The organism is Bacillus sp. FSL K6-6540 (assembly GCF_038007545.1).
In genome coordinates, this window is the sequence record NZ_JBBOXH010000001.1 from 5916635 (window position 1) to 5940589 (window position 23955).

A 23955-nucleotide genomic window follows, 5' to 3' on the forward strand; every position below is an offset into this window, starting at 1 on the left:
GACAGCCGGACCGAAGCTTGAGGGGCACATCAACGCGTGCCGCGTTTTTTGGCTTTGAGGAGGCGATCCATGGAGGAGCCTCCTTCCGGAGCCGGCCCGGTCTCCCCGGGCCGGCCGCTGCCGTCCCCCTGCGCCTTCGGCGGCGGGGGTGGCGGCGTGGGCGCGCTTCCCTTGCGCGCGCCCTGGCTTGCGGCCGGCTTCGCCTGCGCCGGCCGCTCCTCCCGCAGCGGGGAATTCGCCCGCTGCGACTCGCGCGCCTCCGGCGGGGCCTTGCGGCCCCCTGCCGGAGCTGCGCCGGGTGCCGGGGCAGGGCTTCCGCCCCCGGCACCGTGGCCCGCGCCGCTGCGCTCGCGCGCGGGCGGGGCCTTCGGCAGCGGCATCGCGGAGCTGCCGCCGTAGAACTGGGCGGCGCGGGCTTTGCGCGCCGCCAGCCGCTCGAGGCCGGCGTCAGGCGCGGCCTCTCTGGCAGGGGCCGGCCGCCTGCGGAGCAGGGCGGCCATCCGTGCGCCGATGGCGCCCCATGGCAGAGCCAGGCGCCGCACGGCGATGTCGGCGACCCACAGCAGCAGGGCCGCCGCCAGCAGCGGGTAGCTCCAATCATGGAGCTGCATCCGCGAGGTCGCCTCCCGGTCGAACACTTCGGCCGGGTCATCCCAGGATAACACGCGGCCCCCGGTCGCTTCGGCCAGCCGTTTCATCGCTTCCTCGCCGCTGCCGGAAGATAGCCGGTATTCCGGCGAATACGGCACAACGAAGCCGGTGCCCGGCGCAGCTTGCAGCGGCTCTTCCCCGCTCGCGTCCTCAAGGGACATGAGGAAGGCTCCCGGCTTGGAGACGTTGACGAGTCCGGTATAACGGCCCGGCGCCTCCTGAATGAGCTCCACCGTCTGCTCGCCGGCCTCGTCATCCCCGATCACCGCATTCAGTTTTTCCGGCGGATTCTCCCCATTGGCGATGACCTGCAGCTTCACCTGGTTGCCGGCCGTCTCGGTAGTGACTTCATAGGGCGACGACGTAAACTGCGGGAACGTCCACTTCACGATTTCGGTCAACGTATCGGCGAACCCGGACCACGACACCCACTCCTTGGACCACTTCCCGCTTAAATCGCTCGTCCATGCCACCGTCCGGCCGGATCCGTACTGCCATCGCGACAGGATCGGGTCCGGCTCCGGACTGGACAGAACCGTCTGGGCGGAAGACTTCGGCGTTGCCGCGACATAACCATAGAGCCCCGGAACGCCCTGCTGGAACAAACTCGCCCAATCGCCCGGGTTCTGAACGGCCGGGACAAAGGGTTTATCCACGATATAGGATTTGGCCAGCATCACGGCCTCCCGGCTGAATACGGCCGGCAGCGTGGTTTCATCCTCAACGAAATAATAACGGCCCTTGGCCGCATCCGCCAAGGATTGAAGCAGGTTGGTGTCCGCATCCATCCCGACCGCCACGGAAGACATCGTGATTTTGTTCTCCACCATCGTATCGGTCAGATCCTGATATCCGGAATTCATCGCGGACTGACCGTCGGTCATGAGAATGATATGCCTGCGCTGGGCGTCAATCTTCAGCATTTCCTCCAGCGCCGAGGAAACGGCAGGATAGATGTTGGTCCCTCCGGCACTCGGAATCGACTGGATGCTGCTTAGCACCTCTTCCTTATCACCGAGCTTCTGCGGCGGTACGACCCACCACGGCTGATCGTCAAAGGCGACGACGCCGACCGTGTCCTTGGCTCTCATCAGCTCCACCGTGCGCATGGCCGATTCTTTGGCCAATTCGATCTTGTTGCCGTCCATGCTGCCCGAACGGTCGATGACCAGTATGAGGCCAAGCGATGGAATCTCCCGCTTGCCTTCCAGCTCCATCGAGACCGGCAGCGCCTTTTCGATCGGGGTTTTAAAATATCCTCCCATCCCGAAGCTGTCCTCGCCGCCCGCCATCATAAACCCGATGCCGAAGCTTCGGACCGCCTGCTCGATCAGCTCCATCTGCTTGCCGCCGACGTCACTGCCCGAAACGTTATTAAAGATAATGCTGTCGTACACGGCATACTTGGCCGCTTCCAGCGGGAGCAGCTCCGGCGGAATCACCTCGGTGCCGATCATGCCGGACTGAAGGGCTGCCGTGATATTCCCCGACGTTCCAGGGGTTCCTTCCACGATCAGCACGTTCGGCGGACCTTCCACCCGGGTGAAATCGAACGCTGCATTATTGGCCGAGGCTTCATCTCCGTCCATGAAGATTTCGGCACGGTAACGGTGGAGTCCCGGGTTCTTGGCCAGGCCCTTCACGGCGTACCGGTTCTCGCCTGGTGTTACATCCACGCGTTCCCGGCCGATCTCGCGGCTATCCTCGTAAATGCGCAGTTCGCCGGAGGTCTTGAACGTGCTGCGAACCATGACCTCCACATAGAACGACTCCGCCTGATACAGCTTGTCCGGAACCTTCAGCTCCTCCACGGCAGCATCCTGGACGGCCTGCTTCGGAGTCGGAAGCACGTCAACGGCTATCCCCCGATCCTTCAGCAGCCTTCCCGCCGCCGCCATGCTGCCCACATTCTCCTCCCCGTCGGAGATCAACACGATTCGGGAATCGCTCCTGCCCTCGAACAGGCTGCCGGCCAGCTGAAGACCGGATTCCAGCCCGGTAAACCGCTGCTCCAGGAGCGCGTTCAAGGAAGCGCCCGCATGCTCCGCAGGGGATAGACGCCGTTCCACGGCGCCTTCAAGACCCGTAGAAACAACGGCGGTGCCATCCTTCTCGCCTTTTGCCGCAAGGGAATCGTTGATCCAGCTCGTGATCCGGGCCGAATCCCCCATGCTGTCGGAACGGTCAGCCAGATACACGACCTGTTTATCCCTGAGAACGGTAAAGCCATGCAAACCCGAAATCATAAGGATTAATAATAGAATGACGCAGGTTCTAAAGAATAAGGCCAGTTTTTTGCGAAAACCGCTTAATCGGAAATCCGATTTGTAGGCATAGTAGAGAAATAAACCTGCCGGAATCAGCAGCAGCAACAACCATGGTTGGCTAAATTGAACGCCCACGCTGGTACACCCCCCATTCCGCTGCGATCACAGCCAGTGCCAAAGCGGCCAGCCATGGCATTAACGAGCCGGCACGGTTCGTCGTTTCGTTACTCCCGGATGTGCCGGAATCAGCTCCCGCTTCAGACTCACCCGCGTTCGTTGCCGCTTGACTTACCGCCGGGCCTTGATCGTTGCTCCAATCCGCCTCGTACGGGTCTGCAGTTACAGCAAGCCAATAATTAAGCTTCTCGCCCGCTTCATTCTGCTGTTCAAAAGCGTACAGCCCCGGATATGCCGGCACGAGCTGTACCGGCGATATCCCTTGCTCATTCCTCAGGACATCCGCAGCAGGGAGGCCGTCAGCCAGAGCAAGACCGCTCTTGGGGATCCATTTGGCCGCTACCGTATCCGCTGCAATCGGAATATCCGCTTGCGCGCCGGCCATATATCGGCCAAGCCCGCTTCCCTTGCCTGAGGTCATCCACTCCAGCGCATTGCTGACCATGACCGGAAATTCCGGCGATAACGGAAGGTCGCTATCCTGAAGCAGGAAATTGAAGGATAATCGAGGCCGCCCGTTTTCGCTTCCCGCATATACGATCGGTTGATCCCCCAGCTTGATGACGGGTTCCCCCCAAGCAGGGGCCTGATCCACCAGCGTACCGAAATAGACCCCGGACAAGGTGACATAGGCAGTCACCGGATGCTTGGCAAGCACGGCGCGTCCTCCTTGGTTGCCGACTTTGTCACCTTCTCCGCCAATCGTCCATAACGGAGTCTTGGCCATCAGACCCGCCCACTTCCCTTGCCGGAATCCCTCCGGCAATTTCCCGTCGACGACAAACAGATCAAATTCGCCTTCGGGCACGGGCGGCACATCCGCAGCTGCCCTGCCCTTACCCGCCTCCTTATCCGCACTGCCGTTGTTCTCGGCGGTCTTAGCTTTGGATTCGTCCAAAGCTACCCGGGTGACTTCGGCACCGCTCAGCTGAAGCGCCTTCTCCAAGAACAGATTGCCTGAAGTCAGCAGCAGGACGCGCGAAGATCCGTGACCCAAACCGAACGCAAAGGAATGATTGTCTGCCGTATACCCGTCATCCTGAGATAACTCAAGTCGGTACACTTCAGCAAACGGCAGATCGGTAAAGGATTCGGTTAATCTCTTCCCCGGCTCCAATTCAAGCATCCTGCTGGTCAGCAGCTGTTCATCTCCGTAAAGATTTACTTCGGCCGATACGGATGCCTCGGCATTCGTGCTGAGGACGGCGACCGCCGCATAAGATGAATCCGCATTATCTCTAGGTGAAATGCCGAATTGATCAATGGACACGTTATGCGGGAGCTCGCCCTGCACCTTCTCAACGGAAACCGGAACCTGAAACGCTATGGGGGCCGTGTCCGGCTTCCAGTAGCTGTCCGTAAAAATAACGACCTCTGCATCATGCTCTTCCCGCGTCAGCGCCGAAGCGAGCGATAAGGTTTCCCTGTAGGACGCCTGTCCGTAATAGGGACGTAAACCATCCACGGCCTTATCGATGGCGGCACGGTCGCTTTCATGGGATACAAGCGTCATGGGACTTGCTCCTACGGACAGCAGGGTGATCTCGCTCCGTCTCCCTCGGTCCTTCACATATTCCTTAATTCGTTGCTGCATCAGCTCCAGCCTGGTTGCGGCTCCGCCTTCAGCGGACGGCTGCATCTGCGCGCTCATGCTGCCCGAGGTATCGGCAACGATGACCACATGGGCGCTGCCTCCGCCGGACACCTGCATAAAGGGCTGCATCAGTGCGAAGACCATCAATGCCGCAGCAAGCAGCTGGAGCCACAGCAGAAGCCGGTTCTGCAGCTTCTGCCACGGCCTGTTGGCCTCCAGGTTCCGGAGCACCCGCTCCCACAGCAAGTGGCTGGGAACGGTTGTATCCACATATTTCCGCTTGAACATATACATGAGCACGATGGCCGGCAGCGTTAAACCGAACCATAGACTCAGCCAAGATTGAATCCCCAACGTGTCCCCTCCTTACTCCCATGGACCCTGACTAACGAGACATGCCTGTACTTTCCCCGAGCATCGGATGAAGGCCTATCCATCTCTTCCTATTTTTCGAACAAGATTTCAACTTGTTCGTTTCTTGAGATCGCAGACAGGTCCTGGTGAAGCCTGTTATGCAATCGCTTGTGTATCATCTCTGTTTCCTGTCGCCAAACCTCCGAAAGCATGAGGAATCCTGCAGATGCATGGACAGCACCTCTATAGGAGGTCCCGCTCTATCCAGTAACCAGACCAGCTCCCGCAAGCACCCCGAACATCGCGTCCGTAAGCGGCATATCCGCCGGAATGAGCACGTAAGACATGCCCCGTTCCGCGCATACGCGGGACAGCATCGTCCGGTATCGCTCCAGCTCCTCCTTGTAAGCATCCAGCACTTTGCCCGTCAGCGCCACTTCCTTGCCGCTCATCGTTTCGCTGTCCACCAGCCGCAGATCGCCGGATAATTTAGGCTCCAGCTCCTCCCGCGACAATACATGCACCAGCACCACTTCCTGTCCGGTACCGGACAAAAGGGAAAGCGACCTGAACAATTCCTCCTCGCCGCCCTCCAGCCAAAAATCGGAGAACACCCAGGTCATTCCCGGCTGCCGGGGCAGTGCGCCAGGAACCGCAAGCGCTGCGCCCAAGCTGCCCTCGCCTCCCGTTTCTGCCCCTTGCAGGAACGAAAACAGGCGATGAGCCGAGCCCTTTCCTCTCATGATCGGAAGACGGGCGTTAATCGAACGGCTGTAACAGGCAACCTGCAGCCTGTCGTAAGACGACAACGCCATGTAGCCGATGCTTGCGGCGAGTTGACGCGCTAGCAGCCATTTAGGGCTGCCCTTCGTTCCCTCCGGATCGGCGGTGCTTGGTTCCGTAGGCGATGACATGACGGCCCCCATCGATGCGGAGCAATCCACGAACAGGCTCACGGTCAGCTCCTGCTCGTCCATGAATTGACGAACGAAGGCTTTTCCCGTACGGGAATAAACGCCCCAGTCAAACCTGCGGACATCATCCCCGGGGGAATACACGCGGTAATCGGCGAATTCGAGGGACGAGCCGAGCCGGCGGGATCGTCTCTTTCCCTGCAGCGTTCCGGCGACCCGGCGTTTGGCATCCAAGCTCAAGCGCTCCAGACGGGGGAGCCATTCCGGAGGAAGCAGGTGCGCGCCCCCGCTCACGCGGATGCCTCCAGCGCTTGCAGAACCTCCCGAATGACATGGTCCGTGGTAATGCCGAGCGCCTGCCCCTCGAAATTCAGGAACAAGCGGTGTCGCAGCGCTGATAAAGCCACGGCGCGAATATCGCCCGTGGATACATGCATCCGCCCGCTGCACAAGGCCCGGACTTTGCTTACCGAGATGATGGACTGAATGCCGCGCGGTCCGGAACCGAACTGGACGTATTTACGGACAGCCTCCGGTGCGGCCGCCTCCTCCGGATGCGTCATCATCAGCAGACGAACCGCATAATCCAGAATCTCTTCGGCGACCAGCACTTCCTTCGCCCCGCGCTGGATTTCCAGCAGCTCGTCCCCGGTCATTTGCCGTTCCACCTGGAATTCGTGTGAGGACGTCGTCCGCTTCACGATTTCCTTCAATTCGTCCGCGGTGGGATAAGATACTTCGATCTTCAATAGAAAGCGGTCAAGCTGGGCCTCCGGCAATGGATACGTCCCCTCGTTCTCCAAGGGATTTTGCGTGGCCAGAACGAAGAAAGGCTTTGGCAGCTGATGGGTTACGCCCCCCACGGTGACGGTCTTCTCCTGCATCGCCTCCAGCAAGGCGCTCTGGGTTTTGGGCGTGGCCCGGTTAATCTCATCGGCCAGCACGATGCTGCTGAACAGCGGACCCTTTTGAAAGGTCATCCCGGTGTCCCCGTGCTGCCCGAACGACAGGATATTGGTGCCCGTTATATCGCTCGGCATCAAATCCGGCGTAAACTGTATGCGGGAAAAGGACAGGTCCAACGCCTCCGACACGGTGCGGACGAGCATCGTTTTGCCGAGACCCGGAATCCCTTCCAGGAGGGCATGGCCCCCCGCAAAGATACACCAAAGCATCTGCTCCACAACATCCTGCTGTCCGACAATCACCTTGCCGATATGTTCGCGCAGGCCTGATATTTTCTCCATCCATTCCTGTGGTCTCACTGCAATATCCGACATGGACGAAACCTCCATCTTCTTGGTAAAGTTCAAGTTCTCATTCTAGCCTTGGTGCTCGGCTCTTCGATCCCTACGGGTTCGGATTGATCTGTATGAAATATTCCTCAACCAACCCTTGCATCTGGTCCGGCAGCTGATTGCGGTCTAACGTTTTGCGCGCTTCGGTCTCATAATCGCGGTACACTTCCTCATAAGGCCTGGACATGCCGGGAACCGTCGGCGATACGCCGCCCTTCTGTATATCTCCGCCGCTGCCTTTGATCTCGCCGGAATCGTTCTGCACATTGCCGCTGCCCTTATAATCCCTAGGGATGGTGACGAGCTCACGGCCGCCTGAGCCAAGACCGGCTCCGCTGCCTGTGCCGCTTCCCGATCCGCCGCTGCCGCCCGAGCCGGAACCTGCTCCTGAGCCCGAACCGCTTCCCGATCCGGAGCCGCTGCCTGTGCCGGAGCCTTGACCTTGGCCTTGACCTTGGCCTATACCGGAGCCGCCTTCACCTGGGGCTCCCTCCGAGCCCTCTCCTTGTTCGCCCGAGCCTGCACCGGAGCCGGCCTGAGCCAACGCCTCGGCACTGCCGCCGTTACTCCAGGCATCGGATACCGACATCCCTGCAGCCGCCATCTGATCGGCCAAGCTCAATCCTTGCGAAGCAAGGGAGGACGCCAGCGAGGACGCGGACTGCGACTGGCTGTCCGACGCGGCTTTGGCTTGCGCTGCTTTCGCCAGCTCCTCGGCCAGCTGCTGGAGCGCTTCTTCCAGCTCCTTCGGCAGCTTGCCCTCCTTCAGCGCATCGGCCGCATTCTGGAGCTCCTGCTCCAGCTTGCCGTCTTCCATCTGCTTGGCAGCTTCCTCAGCCAGCTTTTTCAAAGCATCGGACAGCTCGTTCTTCTCTTCCTGGGACATCTTCTTCACCTGCTCGGTGAGTTTCTTCATTTCCTGCTTCAGTTCATCGGCCATGCCCTCGGCAAGCTTTTTCCCCACCTGGGACAGCGCCTTCTCCTGCTGCATTTGCTTAGCCAGCTCCGACAGCGCCTTTGCTTTTTCCTCCTGCTGTTTCGCCAGTTTCTCCAGCTCTTTCATGGCTTCTTCCAGCTTCTCCAGCGCTTGCTCGGGATGCTTCTCCTGCTCCAGCGCTTTTTTCAGTTCATCCAGCTTTTCCTGAAGCTTTTTTCGATCGGCAGGATCCAGCGTTTCCTTCTGGAGCTCCTCCGCCAGCTGTTCGGTTTTGGCTGCCTGCTCCTTCATCCAGCTCTGCGCCTCTTTGGCAGCCTCCACCTTCTTATCCATCGGGTTCGGAACGAACACCAGGATGAGTACGGCAGCAAGCGAGGCACCGCAGATCAGAAGCTGTTTTTTTCGGCTAGGGGAAGGCAGACGCTCCGGCAGCCGTTCCGCAAAACGCGCACCGTAACGCTCCGCCTGCTCGCGCTGCCATTTGGCGGCCAACGATTCTTCCTCCTTGAACGACAGCGCCGTCACCATCATATCGCTTCGCTCCGCTCCGTCCGGAACATGGTCCATCGCTGAAGCCGCTTCTTCGATCGGCACCCGATGCAGCCAACCCCATAACAAGCCTATGAAGCCCGCCCCCACGGGAACGGCCACGGATGCGACGGGAAGCCAGGCTATAGGCACGAATCTCCCAAGCACCAGGAGCAGCAGCAGCACGGCCAACCCTGCCATAAGCCCGTATAACGCATACGTGATGACGCGGAACCGCTGCAGCCGCCGTCTTGCGGCTTCGATAAAACGCATGATGTTGTCCATTGCTCTCCCTCCTTACCGTACTCCTTGCATGATGTTACGCTTCGTTCCCGGCCGTTTCCGGCTCCTGCGGCAGCTGGGTTTCGTTCTTATCCTTGCGTTTGCGCCTTGCGACAGGACGGATATTCCGTACGGCAACCCACAGGGCAAGAACGATCACCACCGAATACACGATGAAAAATTCCAGCCACAATTCGATCGGAGCTTTGCTGTTCAGGCTTCCGCCGCGCAGCAAGAACGCGTCCCCTGAAAAAGACGGGTTGAACAAACTCATCATCGCCCCGGCCGGGTTCAGGCCCAGCACATAACCGACCCAAGAATAGGTGCCCGGTATGATCGGCTGCCCGCTTTGATACATATTCCGCTGTTCGATACCCATTAAGAACAGGTACAGCAGACCTGTAACAAGGAATATGATCAGTCCGGCCCCATAAGTGACGATAATCGCGACGATGGTTCTTTTGAATAATGTGGAAAACATCACGCCGAGCGAACCGAGCAGCAGCATCACGAATAAATAAAAGGCAAACACGGAAACCAGCTGCTTCGGCGAAATCCCGCCGTACAGGAACACAATGCTGTAGACCGGCAGGGTAGCCAGCACGATCAGCGTCATGAAGCTGAGTGCCGATACCAGCTTGCTCAGCACGATCGTAGCCGAGCTCTGCTGCGTCGTCAGCAGCATGCTCAGCGTTTGCTTCTCCCGCTCGCTGCTGATGACGCCCGCCGTAAGCGCAGGGGCCATGAACGCGATAAGGACAAGCTGGGCAAAACTCAGGACATAGAACATCATCTGGCTCATCTGCGGATCGAATCGCTGAGGCCCCTGCTGTCCCAAATATAAGAAGAGATAAATGAAGCCCATGGCTATGGCGCCTAGCGCCAATACATAAAACAACACCGACAGCATGGAACGCGTAGAACGCATCCGCAGCCGGAATTCCTTGTCGATGACCGGGTTGATCAGCTTTCTGCTCCAATTCATTCGCGGGGCCCTCCTTTGGTAATTTCGAGGAATACATCCTCCAGATTGCTCTGCGCTTCCTGAAACGAGACAATCGGAATTTCCCAGGAGACCACCTGCCGAAGCAGGGCGCTTTGCTGCGCGTCATCCCCGCCGTAATGAACATGGACGCCGGTGTTATCCGTTAATACCGACGTGACGAATGGTTCATCACGCAGTTTCTCAGCCAGCTCCTCTTCACGCTCCAGTGTGCGAATATGAATGACTTTTTTCACGCGAAGGCGGCTCTGAATATCGGCTACCTTGCCTTGGGCAACCATCTCGCCGTGCTCGATTACCCCGATCTCATCCACCATCTCGGCCAGCTCAGGCAAAATATGCGATGAAATGATGATGGTCTTGCCCATGAGCTTCAGTTCCTTCAATATTTCGCGCATCTCGATCCGCGCCCGCGGATCCAGCCCCGAGGCCGGCTCATCCAGGATCAATACCTCCGGATCATGCACCAGGCACCGGGCCAAGCATAAACGCTGTTTCATCCCCCGCGAGAGACTGTCGACGTACGTATCCGCCTTGTCGCTCAGGTTGACGAGCTCCAGCAGCTGTGGAATGAGCTGCTCCCGCTCGGCGCGCGGGATGCCGTAACTTGCCCCGTAGAAATGCAGATATTCTGTAGACTTCAGCTGATCGTACACGCCGAAGAAATCGGGCATATAACCGATCCGCTTGCGGACCTCTTTGGGATGCTGGGTCACGTCATAGCCGCCGACCTTGGCAACGCCCGAGGTAGGAAGCATCAGGGTAGCCAATATGGACATCGTCGTGGATTTGCCTGCTCCGTTCGGACCGACAAATCCGAATACCGTCCCTTTTTCGATATGAAGACTGATATCTTTCAGCGCATGGAACGCTCCGTATCTTTTGCTCAGATTTCTAATCTCGATCATTGAGTGGCCTCCCCTTTCACAGACAGCTCCGGCATCATAAAGTTGGTCTGATCCTTGGCGGTGATCATGAATCGGATGCGATTCCCCACGATATACTGCTCCGGATTCTGGTTAATGGTATGCACATTGTTCGCGTCTGTAACAGGCTCCCATTCGCTCTTCTTCGAGTTCCAGATCTCCATCGTGACGTTGTTGTTGAATTTGGTGCCTTTGATGGACAATTCGGAATACTTCACTTGGCCTTCGGATATGAGCGGGAATTCGGCGATCAGATTGCCTTGTCCCATTTCAACCCCATGCGGATAAACCCCGAACATCGGCGAATTCACCTGCGATATCTCCGGAGACAGGAAGCCGTAAGGAATGTTGATTTCCCCGTTCAGTCCCCAATCCATTTCCACCGGCTGTATCCAGAAATTGAGCTGATCGCTGTCCACCTCGGCGCCTTTCAGCGTATAATTCGTCAAATGGTCTTTGCTCCATCCCAGAATGTAAGCATCCTTGTTGACCATTCCCTTCGAGTATCCGTAGTTGGACAAAATGTCGCGCTCCCGCTGTTTCAGATCATTCTGCGAGTATGGGTACAGCATCCCGGACAAGTCACCGCCCGTAAATTTGATGATTTGTTTCGGGTCCTGAGGAATGGCAGCCGCCTCGCCCTTCTTGATATCTCCCAGCTTATAGGCACTGCCTCCGACAACCAGCACCACCTCGGTTAAATCGTTAATGGTGTCATTGGTGATCTTACCGTTTAATCCCCCTTTGGCATCCAGCTTTAAATCCATGGCAAGACGTCCCATCTCCTCCGTACCCTGATGGTCCACCCATACCTTGGCCAACGACCATTGGGACATGTCCCGAAGCTCCAGCGTCGTGGACTCCTGACCTACCCGGACAAAACTTTTGTTCTCGGCGGTTCCTCCAAACGTGTTCCGGGACTGCCCCGTTTTCAAATACGTATTCTCCCCAAACTCCAAGGCATAGTTCCCGCTTCGAGGCGTGAAGAATGCAGAAGCGGTCGATTTCACCGCATCTCCCTGGCCATTTAGTTCAATCAGATTGATGGTATGCGCGAGCTCGCGCGTCTTGTCCGACGAGCCGACCGCATAGACGGAAGCGCTCGCGATGACGGCAATGATCGGAATCAAGAACCACGCCCATTCCCGCTTGTCCGCCTTCTTCAATATATAGTAGAGCAGCGGTGCGACGACGACCGCATAAATAATGAGCATCCACAGCAGCAGCGTGAAGGAAGGCATCTTCAGCGACGGGAAATACTCCAGAACATAATTCAAATTGTCCATGAGCGAATTGTAATACATGCCATTCTGCGAATTCATCATCGGCAGGTTATTGCGCAGTACCGATGCCCACGCGTCCGGATGGCCTGCCCAAGAGCTTACCGGCTCCATCGCCAGATCGTAAGCGGCATATTGAACGCTACCCTGGCCGTAAGCCTTCGAGGCAAACAAAGGTTGTCCGTCCGCGGCAATCCCGATTTGAGCGCCTTCCACCGCTTTCGCCGTAGAAATGGTAAATGGCCCATCCAGTTTCAGCGGTTTCCCGCCAAGCTTCTCCAGTTCATCCAGCGAATTCACGGTCGCGGTGCCATTCGCAGCGACCGGCGATATGTCGGCAAACGGCGCCGCCGTTTTGGCATACCCCGCGCCCCCGGCCAGAACCAGGGTGCCGCCGCCATTGACCCAATCCGTAATCGCCTTTTGTTGAAGCTCAGACAGCGTATCGGATGCATAATTGTTCATTACGATGACGTCCAGCCCGTTCAGCAGCATCGCATCCGTAGGAATGCTTGCGTCCTTAAGCGGGAACACGTTCACGCTGCTGCCTTTGCCGTTCAGGACGTTCATGAAATTCATCGTGTCCGGATCATCGGACAAGACGGCCATGAGCGCGCCTTGATACGGAGAAGCCTGCACGTAATTTTTGCCTGTGGCAAACGGTACCTGCTTCCCCTTCGTATAAGAACCTTCATAGAAAAGGATTTGGTTATTGTCTTTATTCAGTACGGCTCCCGGAATGCCGATCACGACTTCCTTCGGCGTATCCTTCGGCAGGTCCACCTGCTGAACATAAGAAGTCTGATACCCGAAGCCGTTGTAGTTCTGAATCTGCACGACCACATCGCCGGATATATCCCGGTCGCTCGTTAGGGTGAGTTTGAGCGGGTTCCATTTCTCATGTTTGATTTTGCCTTGGTAGCCCATTTCGGATTGAATGCCAATCTTCGCTCCGTCGGCGTAGACGTTTCCTGCCGGAATCGACAGAGATAACGTTGCCACAATCAGCAGAGCCACCATCGGCAGCAGCATCCACGTTTTCTTTGTATAAAACGACAACTGATGATTCCCCTCTCCGCATATAAATTGCTGTTCAAAGACAAAAGATGCATAGGTTTTAGAAGATGTATGTAAAGACTCTCTTCACAAGCTCAACTATATTGACGAGTCGAATTTATAAAAAGTTTGACGTATACTTCCATAAAAAGCTCCAAGGAACCATTTTTTCAGCTTTTGGCAAGAAATTCGTGTTATTACTTAAGTCAAATATAAAATAAAATCCCGCTCCAAGAAGAGGAGCGGGATCAAGGGGTAATCCATTGCAGCGTTAAAGTGTCAGGCTGCTCCATTATACTCTCTATGATGAATCGTCGGAATGACCAGAATTAGCTGAATACAACCGTTTTATTGTTATGGACCAGAATCCGATCCTCGACATGCCATTTGACGGCTCTTGCCAGCACCACGCGTTCGATGGTACGTCCGATGCGCTTCAGCTCATTGACGTCGTCCCGGTGGCTTACGCGCTGCACGTCCTGCTCGATAATCGGTCCGCCATCGAGCTCTTCCGTTACATAGTGGGCGGTTGCCCCGATAATCTTGACGCCGCGGTTATATGCTTGCGCATAAGGCTTGCCGCCGACGAAGGCCGGGAGGAAGGAATGGTGGATATTGATAATCCGGTTCCGGTAATGATCGATAAAGGTTGGCGAAATAATCTGCATGTAACGCGCAAGGATGATCACGTCGATATCATCGCCGATCACTTCCAACTGACGCTGCTCCGCTTGAGGCTTCGTATCCGCCGTAACCGGAATGTGGTGATACGGGATACCGAAGGATTCCACGTATTCCTTCATATCCAGATGGTTGCTGACCACCAATGCGATATCCGCATCCAGGTCGCCAGCCTGCCATTGCCACAACAACTCTACAAGGCAATGATCCTCTTTCGAAACAAAAATCGCCAGGCGTTTCTTGCGGGCGGCATGGTAGATATTCCATTCCATGCGGAATTGATCGGCTACTTCCCGGAAGGATTCCTCCAGCTGGGGAAGCTTCGTGTTCAAGTCCTCCAGGTCGAACTCAACCCGCATAAAAAACATGCCGCCGGCCGGGTCCATCGTATATTGGTCAGACTGAACGATATTCGCGCCATGCTGATACAGGAACTGGGATACTGCTGCCACGATTCCCGGTCCATCCGGACAGGAGATCAGCATGCGGGCACGATTAGGGTACTGACCTGCCGCAGACGGCAGATCCTTCTTGATGTGAATTTCCATGAGACTCGGTGATCCTCCTTTTAAATCTGCAATGAACATGAACGGCACCTCTCAAGAAAAACAATCCGCAGCATGCGGACGTTTTCTTGAGAATGCCTCAGTTTCTTACTAATATGCCATTTCTAATGAAGCTTAGGATGTCAGGGAAACACCCGACAACCAAGCGATCAGGCGCTGATTGATCTGCTCCTCCGACAGGTCGGACAGCAGGCCGGCCGCCATGACCATATCGTACAGGCGCTCCATCGGTTCGCGCGGATCGGCCTTTTTGGCTTTGGCATCATTCTTCAGCAGCGTCCAGGTATCCAGTACAAATGAACGGGACTCGATGCCTTCCTTGGCAAAGAAAGCACCCAGCTCTTCCACTTGCTGCGTGAAAGCTGGACCGAAACGGCCCTCCACATCCCCGCGCAGAAGCGCAATCTCGATCTCGTACATCGGACGCTGGGTTTTTGGATCTTTACCGATCCACGGCGTTTCGAGAATGAACGGTCTGCCCTGGAGCTTCTCGTGATGAACCACTCGCTGAATGGCTTCATACCCGATCCATCCGGTTCCAATCGGCGTATGACGGTCTTTGCCCGCTCCGCGCGGGTTCTTGCTGTCGTTCACGTGGACGACCGTTAAACGGTCGAGTCCGATCAGCTTGTCGAACTGCTCCAGCACGCCGTCCAGATCATTCACGATATCATATCCCGCATCATGAATATGGCAGGTGTCCAGGCAAATGGCTAATCGGTCGTTGTACTTCACCTTATCAATAATGGAAGCAATTTCTTCAAAGCTGCGTCCCATTTCAGTACCTTTGCCGGCCATCGTCTCAAGCGCAATCTTCACTTCGGTCTCATCCGTACCGCCTAGCACTTCATTAAGACCTTCCGCAATTCGGTCGATGCCGTATTCCGCATCCTTGTCGGTATATGCGCCGGGATGGAGAACGATGTTCTTCACGCCGACCGCATGCGTGCGGCGAATCTCCTCCTGCAGAAAGCTCACCGCCAGCTCAAACGTATTCGGCTTGTACGATCCGAGGTTGATAATGTACGGCGCGTGGACCACGATTTCTTCAATCCCGCTTTCCTTCATGGCGGCTTTGCCTTCTTCGATAAACATGGAGTCGATCGGCTTGCGGCGCGTATTTTGCGGCGCGCCGGTATATATCATGAACGAGCTTGAGCCGTATGACGTGGCTTCAGCCGTCGCAGTCAGCAATCCCTTGTCCGAAAACGACACGTGGGAACCAATTTTCAACATGCTGCATCCCCCTTTTTTAACACACAATTACACCTATTTTAGCTTGTATATCGAAATAAATCTAGAAATGCGTTATAATTCTCATGAAAGTGTCATGTGACAATAATCATTGAGGTGATATACAGATGAAGAGCACAGGGGCCGTCATGGGCTATTTGTCGTCCAGTGCGCCGCCGTCATGGTTCATGAACTCCATTGCCTTCTGGGGATGGGTCATGCTCGGGCTGATGGGCATCGGCGGATTTTTCATGTTCCGCAAGTTTCTGAAAGTGCTTCCCAAGGCCGACGGCAAATCGAAGCTCGATTGGCAAAATTACTGGGTAGAGCGAAGCCGCCCGCTGTGGACGGATGAATCCAAAGCATTTCTGGACGAGCTGGTGCAGCCTGTTCCGGGACCGTTCCGGGATATCGCCAAACACTCCATTGCAGCCGAAATCGGCAAAATCGCCGTCGAATCCGGCGCAACCGAAGTAACCCGGGATCACTGCATCAAAGGTTACATCGTGGCTACGCCGAAGCGGGATTACAAATTCCTGATGAACTTCCTCCAGAAGAAGGAAATCGACTACAAGCCTTATCAGCATTTGATCAATAAGTAATGAAGTAATTATATGGAATGGCGGTACTTGTCTTAAATGAACGGACAAGCCGTTTGGTCATTTCCCCCAAGTCCTCGTACAAAGGATTAGGGGGATTCGTTTTTTAAGTCTGCTAAATTGAAGGGATACAAATCAACTTGGCTTGTTGTTTTACTCTTATATAGGAACAAAAGCGTATTCTCCTCTTGTTTATTGAAGCGAATGATAAGCTCGCGGTCCGGTTCATTATTTCTGTCCAAGGCAACTTCTTCGAGGAACTTTTTCTCTGATAGAGGAAGCGGTAGTATCTCATGAACATACGCGGTGATTTCACGCATTCGATGATAGAGTATCAGATGCTGCGTACCATATTCCCGCAAGATCATGTACGAATCCGTAACGTATTCGATCATATAGACCTCGTCTTTTTTTCCGGTAAGCTCCCCTAGATCGAATGAAGACACCACTTCTCCTTGATGATTCAGAAACTCTGCATGCTTGCCATCCGTGAACAATACTTTTCCTTGCAGATCGTACAGGCTGTACGTGTTGGTATCCGGATAATATCCCATGAATCCGAAGTGCGATTCCTTTATGATCTGTCCATCCTTCACAAAAACCTGGCCGGATCTCTTACCTAATGCGGACATCCCTACTGCTTCATATAGTCGCACGTACGAACTGTTGTCGGACAGTCTTTCCACTTGGAGATGTCTCAGCTCCTCTACCAGGATATCCAATTTTCCAATGAGCGACGGTGTCCTGTTTCCGATGGCTTGATAGAATTCACCATTCTTCCGGTTAAGCCAAAATGTAATGCCCTTATCTGTTCCCATAGCGTAACTGCTGCCAACAGATAACGTCTTCGTATCGGATTTCCACCTCACTTCCTCACTCACGGCCTCGGCAACAAACCGAAGAGGAATGTACAGCTTTCCGTTGATGACTTCCGCAGAAGTCTGGAGTTTTTTCTTTTCCTTGTTCACGTCAGCAACATCGGATCCTGGCTGCAGCGTCATTTCAAGATTTACGCCATACAGACTCGCCCTTTGCTGTCGTTGATTCCAATGCACCTTCAAACCCAAAATATCGCCGACCTCCCGAAGAGGAAGCAATACTCTTCCATCCTTCATCATTACCGGGTCTTCCAAGGTGAAGAGCGATTTGAATGGCCCATACTCCACACTTGCTTTTACGAAAGAAGAGGCGGCATGGGAGGGGCTGGGAAGCAGCAACCATAACACCAAAAACAAGGGTAACCATAATAAGCCCCTTTTTATCACATCGATCATTCTCCTTCATCTCCTTGAAATTAAATCCTATGTAATAAACCTTTATCCATGGGGATTGGTTACGGCCTGAAACAAAAAAATTCATCTCATAGCCAGATAAGATGATCCAACTGGTTGATTTCAAGAAAATCATGGAAATAAATCATGGATCACGTATAATAGATTGTTATAAGAAATCTAACCCATAGTCCTAGGAGGAGAGAATGGCGTGAAGTTAAAGTTAGCAATTATTATAGTTTTACTATTTACATGTATCGTGCCTGCCGCAGGAGCAGCACCTGCTAATATCGTCAATGTGGATGGCGTTAAAGTGGGGCTGCGTCAGGCCCCTATTTTGCGAGACGGGGTGACCCTAGTACAATTCGCTCCTATATTCAAAAGCTTGGGCCTCTCTGTAAAATGGGATCCTTCCAAACAGCAGATTACAGGAACTAAAAAAGGGATCAACCTTGTGATGACCGTTGGCAACAAAAACGCTTATGTAAACGGCTCGCGAATACTGCTCGAATCTCCTCCGGTATCCTTGAACGGAAACATTTTCGTCCCGCTTCGCTTCATTAGCGAAGCCACTGGAGCAACCTTGGCCGTAAATGGAAACATCATCAACATTACCAGTTACAAAGGGACAGAGCCCTTTGTGCCTAAGCCAACACCGATCCCGCCGATAAAAACGAAAGCGGTAAAAATCCAAGAAGAGTTGGAATCCAAATACTCGAACCTCTCTTTCGGAAAATTGCACCTAAACAACTTAACTTATGGCATAACCGATGATTCGGATTCGCTCACCATTGCCGTAGAAATTTCGGACGAACAAACGATGCAGAACATTATCGACACCTTTGACAGCAAACCTTCAACGGGGGATCGGCTTACCAAAAACATTGCCAACCATGTACATAAAAAATATGGCTACAAAAACATCAATATCTTTATTATTACTTTTTTTATGAGTTCGTCTTATCCAAGCGGATATGATGCACAATATAATATCTTCGTTCCGGAATACAATGTGTACGTTACACGCTGGCCCTTATACGGAGGATCTTATAATTACTCAAAAAAGATCGCTAACTGGTATTTTGACCCAACTGGCGATACGGAGTACCTGATCTATTCTAGCTCGTAATAATATATCGCACTCAAAATTCGATATAAGCAGAGCAAGAATCCCGGGTTTGAAAGGCAGACCGCTGCCTTTCAAACCCGGGATTCTTTATATACTACAATACAGTATCCCCTGTGCATAGTAATCGACCATCCTGTATTAATAAAGACCTCCCCCATCGTAAGGTATTCTTTATAAGGCACCATGGACTCTCCCTTCAATACCGTACCGTTTTCTCGAGCCCAGATCCTTTAGGGCGTACCTACGTCTTCACTAACGAAAGCTCGAGCCAGCAAACTCCCTTCGCCCAGAATATAAAGAAGATCATAGCCAGTTAAATTAAATAGATACATTATTATCCCTGCAAGCAAAGGTCCTATCACTAAAAACCCGAATATCGGTGCAATAACTTTTAGAGTTCCTGATATTCCTTATGACGAGTTCAAAGTGTCTAGTTTATTATTGATTTCTTTTAGCTCTTTCATTATGTATTGAAAGCACTCTTACCCTATCACTAGAAATCTATTTTATTATGTTTATGTTTTAAGCTGCTTGGTCTCCCTACCCTGCTCAACATTATAAAAGTTATACGATATTACACAAATTATTAACTGGAAGATATCCAAACCAAATAATATAGTTGATTATTTATTACTTCAATATCCGCAAACGCCTTTAATTCTATGCTACCATGCGTTTTTGTCTTTATTAACTCGAAAAGAAGAGAATAAGCCAATTTGGGATCTGTGGTTTTATAGCCGTTACAACTTTGAAGGATAGCAGGATAAATTTCACTAGATATATATTCCTGAGCCTCGAACATTGACTGGAAAGCCTTTTTTTCTTCATACCAGATTACAGGTACAGATTTATTTCTTATGTAGATTTTATTCCCTTCAGCGCTTTTCGATACATATTCGCTGTATACGTCTCTTATATTTTTTTCATCATTGCCCATAATAATTCTCCTCTATTTATATTCGATAAAGAAAGAAAAGGACGTAAAATCCGCCCTCTTCTTTGATATTTATTAATCTACCTTACAAGAAATGCTGAAACTTCCCATTGGTTTATGAGCTGCTGTACCAACTGCACCTAAATTGATTGTAACAACGTCTCCAGAATTCAAGCTGGCTGCTTGTCCTCCCATGTAATTATACTTTGAAATACTTCCATGGAACAGGTAATCGACAGATTGTACGTGAGGCGCATAGACACTACTACCAAATAATGTTCTAAAATAACCCAAATCTGTATTAGTTACAGAGCCACCAGTACCCGAGACTGTGACAATTGGGCCAAAAAAGCTTCTACCCATAGGAGTAAATTCAAAACCCCACTGCATAGTGTTTGACACTGCGCTATATTGTGTCATAGCTCTTGAATATCCTGACGAACCTGGTCTCCAACCATAAGATAAAAAAAGACTCTCCCATAGCAGGAAGGTCTTTTTTCCTTGTCTTTTCACTTTGCAGCTTCTTTACATAGTACGAAATTCATTAAACTTTCTATTGGCTTGCCACAGTTAGATTAATTCTTTATTATTTCAAAAATGAATTGTTACTGCCGGTGATAATTGAGAAGGATTTTTTATTTTAACTGCGACTTTCTCATGATATTTCTCAACATTAATCCACCCAATAAAATCATCAGGCCCATAAGTATATACATAGTCTGCAAAAGACACTTCTCCGTTGCTTTCTATGAATTCTGTATATATTCTAAATGGGTGATTCCCCTCAATTTTACTGGCCCAACTTCCAAACTCAAGTTGTAATTCATATAAATTATTACCCACTTCATCCGTTACTTCATAGTAGAAAGGAGTATCTTGAATCGTAATCGCAACAATCATCAAAATGTAATCACCTCTACTCCAATTTTAAAATTCTTATACCTTCCATTAGGCCTTGAGTTAATCTTGCTCTGCTTAAAAAATAATCAATCAACTCTTCTTTGTTAAGAAAAGTAATATACCTACAGTGTTTTTGCAGTAATTCTTCTTCATTTTCACTAATTTCTAGTTCAATGACTTCTGTACTATCATTGGAGAAATAATGCCTTTCCCCTCTTTCATGATAACCTATCGAAACCAAAGCATATAGAATTCGTAAGTCCTCTATTTCGCAGGAATCAAGAATTTGTTTTAAATTTGAGCGTAGCTTGGAGATTTTTAAATTATTCTCCTTGACAGAATCTACATTCTGATCGGATACAAAGCAACCCTCTAATTCTTTGAAAATATCCAATATTTGATAATAGACTTTTTTATTCTTCTGCGCTTTCAAATACAATAAACTTCAACTCCTTCAGTTTAAGTTCGTATGTAAAGATTTAAGCATAAATCAAACATTGTATTCAACTTATGTAATTTTTTACATTATTGACTCTTCAAAGTAAATTTTTGTATATTTAGAGAGGGGTTGGCGCCGCTTCTAACAACTTGAAAAGTGAGTGGATAATATGAAGATCAGATGGTTTAAGTCTATTGCACTTATCTTAACCCTTGCTGTAACATTATCTTTTACTGTAACACCTTATACTTCTATAGTTTCCGCTCAAGAAAATTTATCTACAGAATCAGCGAATGACATTTCACCTGAATCAACAATTCAACCACAGGCAATAGCACTTGGAATTCCTGTAGCTGTTGAACTTGGAAAATGGCTTACCGCATTGGCTGTGGCCGCTATCGTTGTAAATGAAGTCGCTGCTGTTAAAGATATCTATGATACAGTTGAACAAAATAGAAATAGAACCGATCGCAAATACTACGCAGTAGAATATGACACAAAAAACCAATGGGAATTGAAAACAAAGAGAGCTTTAACTACAGCAGAAGCAATTACTTATATTAAAAAAGGTACAGAATATAATGTGTGGACTGCTAATTCAATGGATGCATTGGCACTAGCACGAGCTGCTAGCTCTAATGGAAAAGTCACAAATATTGAAAACCATTCAAACACCGGATCTAGTCTCAAACTATACTACAATCATTATCACGATGATCCTCGTAGGAATGGCCATGCATTCTATGGTCGTTACGGTAAACTTGGACAAATAAGTCCTATGAGCATTCCTAGTGAAGAGATGGAATTAGAAATTGCAAATTAATTTTTATTAAAGTACATAAAGGGTCTCCATCATCTGGAGCCCCTTTTTTAAATGTAACTAATGAAGTTGACATTTAAAGTGTCCTCTAAATTTTCTATAAAACATTTTATGGATCTAGTAAAAATAAAAAACCAAAGGCCCCTATAAAAATTAGGGTACGCCTTTGGTTTTCTGCAATAATTCGAATTCTCTCTAAACTCATAGAATAATAGCTTCGCAAATCTTACTTCTACTATAATAATTCCCTATTAATATAACCCCCGACGTAGGGTGAAACTCCATCCGGCAATAATAAAGGCATCCCCCTCCATAAGGGGGTATTCTTTATAAGGCACCATGGATTCTCCCTTCAACATCGTTCCGTTTCTGGAACCCAGATCCTTCAGGACGTATCCACCGCTTTCGCGCGAAAGCTCGACATGTGCCCGCGAAGTCCCCACACCTTCAGCTACGAATTGCGCTACGTCGGGAGAGCGGCCGATGATGAAATGAGGCTGATGCAATTCAATCCGCTGCGGGACGGCTGCATTCGGTTCGTTAAGCTCAAGATAGTCCCTGGCCGAATGTTGTCCGGGCGGACGAGCGGCAGTATCCGGACTTAACAGCACGGTAGCTCCCCCACCACCAGAGGATGAAAGCACCTCCGTCCGTTGAGACAGCTGGGCATAATAATCCCCTTCTTCCCCATAAGAATCTCCTGCCCCGGCGTTAGGCGAACGCGAAAAAGCCTGGTTTTGCAAAGACTGTACGGAAGATCCCACCGAAGTGTGATCCCTCTCGGGGTTAAATGGAGATCTGGGAACCTGCCATCTCCAATGCTCTTTCCCCTCCCCAGGCTCTGCTTCTGCCGCTTTCCCTGAGTCCGCTGCCTGTTTTCCCGTAAGAAGACCCGATAAGGGATCTGCCTCAAAACGCGGGACGGACTTCCACTTCGCATGCTCCTGCGGATTCAGCTCTGTGGATTCAAACACGGGCAATGAACCGGACCAATCCTCCGCTCTCCGTGAGAGCAGCCGGAGTTTGCCCGTGTAGCCGAGCCAAGCGATCACGGCAAGCAGGATCGTAATCCCTACCGATAGCCCCAGCATCAGCGGACCCGGTTGATTCATATACAACATTCTCCAAGCTCCCGCTGCGGCGAGCAAACATCCTAGCAAAATATAAGTCCGAACAGGCGAAGACTTGCCATGCTCCGCTTCATCAAGATTTGAATCATCTGTGCCAGATGACCACGCAGGAAGACCTGATGGGGTGCGACCGGCGTGAGAATTACTTTCTTCGTTTTGGCCGCTCTTCCCAAACATCTCGTTGGTACGTTCCGTCAGGCTTCGAATTAAACTCTGTTTATCCGTGTTGCCGTCATTATCCATCTGCGGTGCTGCACCCCGGCTGTGAGTCGGCCCTGCAAATGAGAAGGCAGACCTGGTAATGCTGCTGTCTGATGGATTTTCGGTATAGGGCAATCCTTCATTCAGACGTGCTGGCACTGCCATCTTCGCTTGCGTTCCTACTTGATCACCTTCACCATCTTCTCCTGCAAGCAGTTCAATGACAAGCCGCTTAAGTCCCGGCAAATTGAAGCTCTGTTCACTGCAGAAGGACATCAATGCTTGTATCCCTCCTCCTTTCAGCTCCGAGACAGATAAGAGAAGCCTTGTCATAAGCTCCTTAAGCGTTACAGGGAGACGGTTACTGCTTGTCTCATTAACGGCAAGGGGAACATAAGTTAAATATAATGTGCCAAGATGCAGGGAACCTTCAACAAACAGAAAATCCTCATGAAGTATGTAATTCTCGGGTTGAAGCATATATAGCCTGCTATCCTCCAATGCGGTAGCGATCTGCAGCAGCAGCCCATAGTACTCGGTCAACGTCATGCGCTCGCTCTTCAATGCCTGTGACAGCATCTTTTTGCCGGTGATATCATATTCCAAGGTTACTTTGTAATCGACTTCTTTCATATGCAGCTTCAAAAAATGCGGGATTCTCGAAGAACGAATCATGCCCAGCTGTACATGATTCAGTTCTGCTGACTGGATCCCTTCATTCCGATCCAGCACCATGATCGTTCCGCCGTTTTGCATAAAATCCGCCTTTAATCCGAACATAAGCG

General features: G+C 51.8%; 19 protein-coding genes. 3 read left to right on the plus strand and 16 right to left on the minus strand.

Going from position 1 to position 23955, the window contains the following annotated elements; all coding sequences use genetic code 11:
- Window positions 1–29: 29 nt before the first annotated feature.
- From MHH82_RS26325 to MHH82_RS26370, 10 genes are all read right to left on the minus strand, one after another.
- On the minus strand, window positions 30–3053 hold the full coding sequence (locus MHH82_RS26325; RefSeq protein WP_340968583.1) for a VWA domain-containing protein: 3024 nt from the start codon (window positions 3051–3053) through the stop codon (window positions 30–32).
- Window positions 3037–5043, minus strand: coding sequence for a vWA domain-containing protein (locus tag MHH82_RS26330; protein ID WP_340968585.1), 2007 nt, complete (start codon window positions 5041–5043; stop codon window positions 3037–3039). Before MHH82_RS26330 ends, MHH82_RS26325 begins: the two co-directional genes overlap by 17 nt.
- 260 nt (window positions 5044–5303) lie before the next feature.
- Window positions 5304–6251 carry a DUF58 domain-containing protein gene (locus tag MHH82_RS26335; RefSeq protein WP_096776478.1) on the minus strand — a complete coding sequence of 316 codons (948 nt, stop codon included), beginning with the start codon at window positions 6249–6251 and terminating at the stop codon, window positions 5304–5306.
- Entirely contained in the window at window positions 6248–7237 is a 990-nt protein-coding gene (locus MHH82_RS26340; RefSeq protein WP_015737213.1) for an AAA family ATPase, read from the minus strand. The genes MHH82_RS26335 and MHH82_RS26340 overlap by 4 nt, the downstream gene beginning before the upstream one ends.
- Window positions 7238–7307: 70 nt before the next feature.
- Entirely contained in the window at window positions 7308–9005 is a 1698-nt protein-coding gene (locus tag MHH82_RS26345) for a phage tail length tape measure protein (protein WP_036666323.1), read from the minus strand.
- A 34-nt stretch (window positions 9006–9039) separates the two neighbouring features.
- Complete coding sequence (locus MHH82_RS26350; protein WP_251498379.1) at window positions 9040–9987, minus strand: ABC transporter permease; 948 nt, start codon at window positions 9985–9987, stop codon at window positions 9040–9042.
- Complete coding sequence (locus MHH82_RS26355) at window positions 9984–10913, minus strand: ABC transporter ATP-binding protein (protein WP_015737216.1); 930 nt, start codon at window positions 10911–10913, stop codon at window positions 9984–9986. The genes MHH82_RS26350 and MHH82_RS26355 overlap by 4 nt, the downstream gene beginning before the upstream one ends.
- Window positions 10910–13270: a DUF7408 domain-containing protein gene (locus tag MHH82_RS26360; RefSeq protein ID WP_036666322.1), complete on the minus strand. Its 2361-nt coding sequence runs from the start codon at window positions 13268–13270 to the stop codon at window positions 10910–10912. The genes MHH82_RS26355 and MHH82_RS26360 overlap by 4 nt, the downstream gene beginning before the upstream one ends.
- A gap of 326 nt (window positions 13271–13596) precedes the next feature.
- Window positions 13597–14496, minus strand: a complete 900-nt coding sequence (gene purU, locus MHH82_RS26365; protein WP_036666321.1) for a formyltetrahydrofolate deformylase — start codon at window positions 14494–14496, stop codon at window positions 13597–13599.
- 132 nt (window positions 14497–14628) lie between these two features.
- Window positions 14629–15750 (minus strand): deoxyribonuclease IV, encoded by a 1122-nt coding sequence (locus tag MHH82_RS26370; protein WP_015737219.1) that lies wholly within the window; start codon window positions 15748–15750, stop codon window positions 14629–14631.
- Window positions 15751–15875: 125 nt separating this feature from the next.
- Here MHH82_RS26370 and MHH82_RS26375 point away from each other — a divergent pair, with 125 nt between their 5' ends.
- Window positions 15876–16349 carry a DUF2621 domain-containing protein gene (locus MHH82_RS26375; protein ID WP_009594427.1) on the plus strand — a complete coding sequence of 158 codons (474 nt, stop codon included), beginning with the start codon at window positions 15876–15878 and terminating at the stop codon, window positions 16347–16349.
- 86 nt (window positions 16350–16435) lie between these two features.
- Here the strand turns inward: MHH82_RS26375 and MHH82_RS26380 are convergent, their stop codons facing one another.
- Window positions 16436–17620, minus strand: a complete 1185-nt coding sequence (locus MHH82_RS26380) for a copper amine oxidase N-terminal domain-containing protein (protein ID WP_015737220.1) — start codon at window positions 17618–17620, stop codon at window positions 16436–16438.
- A gap of 208 nt (window positions 17621–17828) precedes the next feature.
- Here MHH82_RS26380 and MHH82_RS26385 point away from each other — a divergent pair, with 208 nt between their 5' ends.
- Window positions 17829–18746 carry a copper amine oxidase N-terminal domain-containing protein gene (locus MHH82_RS26385; protein WP_340968591.1) on the plus strand — a complete coding sequence of 306 codons (918 nt, stop codon included), beginning with the start codon at window positions 17829–17831 and terminating at the stop codon, window positions 18744–18746.
- Window positions 18747–19332: 586 nt separating this feature from the next.
- Here MHH82_RS26385 and MHH82_RS26390 read toward each other — a convergent pair.
- From MHH82_RS26390 to MHH82_RS26405, 4 genes are all read right to left on the minus strand, one after another.
- The gene (locus MHH82_RS26390; RefSeq protein WP_251498386.1) at window positions 19333–19683 is read right to left on the minus strand and encodes a hypothetical protein; all 351 of its coding nucleotides are present in this window, start codon (window positions 19681–19683) and stop codon (window positions 19333–19335) included.
- Between the two features lie 72 nt (window positions 19684–19755).
- Window positions 19756–20193: a hypothetical protein gene (locus MHH82_RS26395; RefSeq protein WP_251498389.1), complete on the minus strand. Its 438-nt coding sequence runs from the start codon at window positions 20191–20193 to the stop codon at window positions 19756–19758.
- 78 nt (window positions 20194–20271) lie between these two features.
- A complete protein-coding gene (locus MHH82_RS26400; protein ID WP_340968594.1) occupies window positions 20272–20580 on the minus strand; it encodes a hypothetical protein in 309 nt (102 codons plus the stop codon).
- 16 nt (window positions 20581–20596) lie between these two features.
- Entirely contained in the window at window positions 20597–21019 is a 423-nt protein-coding gene (locus tag MHH82_RS26405; protein ID WP_251498391.1) for a hypothetical protein, read from the minus strand.
- A 169-nt stretch (window positions 21020–21188) separates the two neighbouring features.
- On the opposite strand from MHH82_RS26405, the gene MHH82_RS26410 reads away from it, so the two are divergent.
- Window positions 21189–21842, plus strand: a complete 654-nt coding sequence (locus MHH82_RS26410; protein ID WP_186326536.1) for a hypothetical protein — start codon at window positions 21189–21191, stop codon at window positions 21840–21842.
- A 248-nt stretch (window positions 21843–22090) separates the two neighbouring features.
- On the opposite strand, the gene MHH82_RS26415 is transcribed toward MHH82_RS26410, so the two are convergent.
- Entirely contained in the window at window positions 22091–23950 is a 1860-nt protein-coding gene (locus MHH82_RS26415) for a DUF6382 domain-containing protein (protein ID WP_340968596.1), read from the minus strand.
- Window positions 23951–23955: the final 5 nt, after the last annotated feature.

Excerpts from the sequence above, each read along its gene's own strand:
- MHH82_RS26400 (WP_340968594.1), bottom strand. The coding sequence starts at position 20,580 with ATGATTGTTGCGATTACGATTCAAGATACTCCTTTCTACTATGAAGTA.
- MHH82_RS26350 (WP_251498379.1), bottom strand. The coding sequence starts at position 9,987 with ATGAATTGGAGCAGAAAGCTGATCAACCCGGTCATCGACAAGGAATTC.
- MHH82_RS26375 (WP_009594427.1), top strand. The coding sequence starts at position 15,876 with ATGAAGAGCACAGGGGCCGTCATGGGCTATTTGTCGTCCAGTGCGCCG.
- MHH82_RS26410 (WP_186326536.1), top strand. The coding sequence starts at position 21,189 with ATGAAGATCAGATGGTTTAAGTCTATTGCACTTATCTTAACCCTTGCT.
- MHH82_RS26370 (WP_015737219.1), bottom strand. The coding sequence starts at position 15,750 with ATGTTGAAAATTGGTTCCCACGTGTCGTTTTCGGACAAGGGATTGCTG.
- MHH82_RS26345 (WP_036666323.1), bottom strand. The coding sequence starts at position 9,005 with ATGGACAACATCATGCGTTTTATCGAAGCCGCAAGACGGCGGCTGCAG.
- MHH82_RS26415 (WP_340968596.1), bottom strand. The coding sequence starts at position 23,950 with ATGTTCGGATTAAAGGCGGATTTTATGCAAAACGGCGGAACGATCATG.
- MHH82_RS26355 (WP_015737216.1), bottom strand. The coding sequence starts at position 10,913 with ATGATCGAGATTAGAAATCTGAGCAAAAGATACGGAGCGTTCCATGCG.
- purU (WP_036666321.1), bottom strand. The coding sequence starts at position 14,496 with ATGGAAATTCACATCAAGAAGGATCTGCCGTCTGCGGCAGGTCAGTAC.
- MHH82_RS26390 (WP_251498386.1), bottom strand. The coding sequence starts at position 19,683 with ATGGGCAATGATGAAAAAAATATAAGAGACGTATACAGCGAATATGTA.
- MHH82_RS26380 (WP_015737220.1), bottom strand. The coding sequence starts at position 17,620 with ATGATCGATGTGATAAAAAGGGGCTTATTATGGTTACCCTTGTTTTTG.
- MHH82_RS26340 (WP_015737213.1), bottom strand. The coding sequence starts at position 7,237 with ATGTCGGATATTGCAGTGAGACCACAGGAATGGATGGAGAAAATATCA.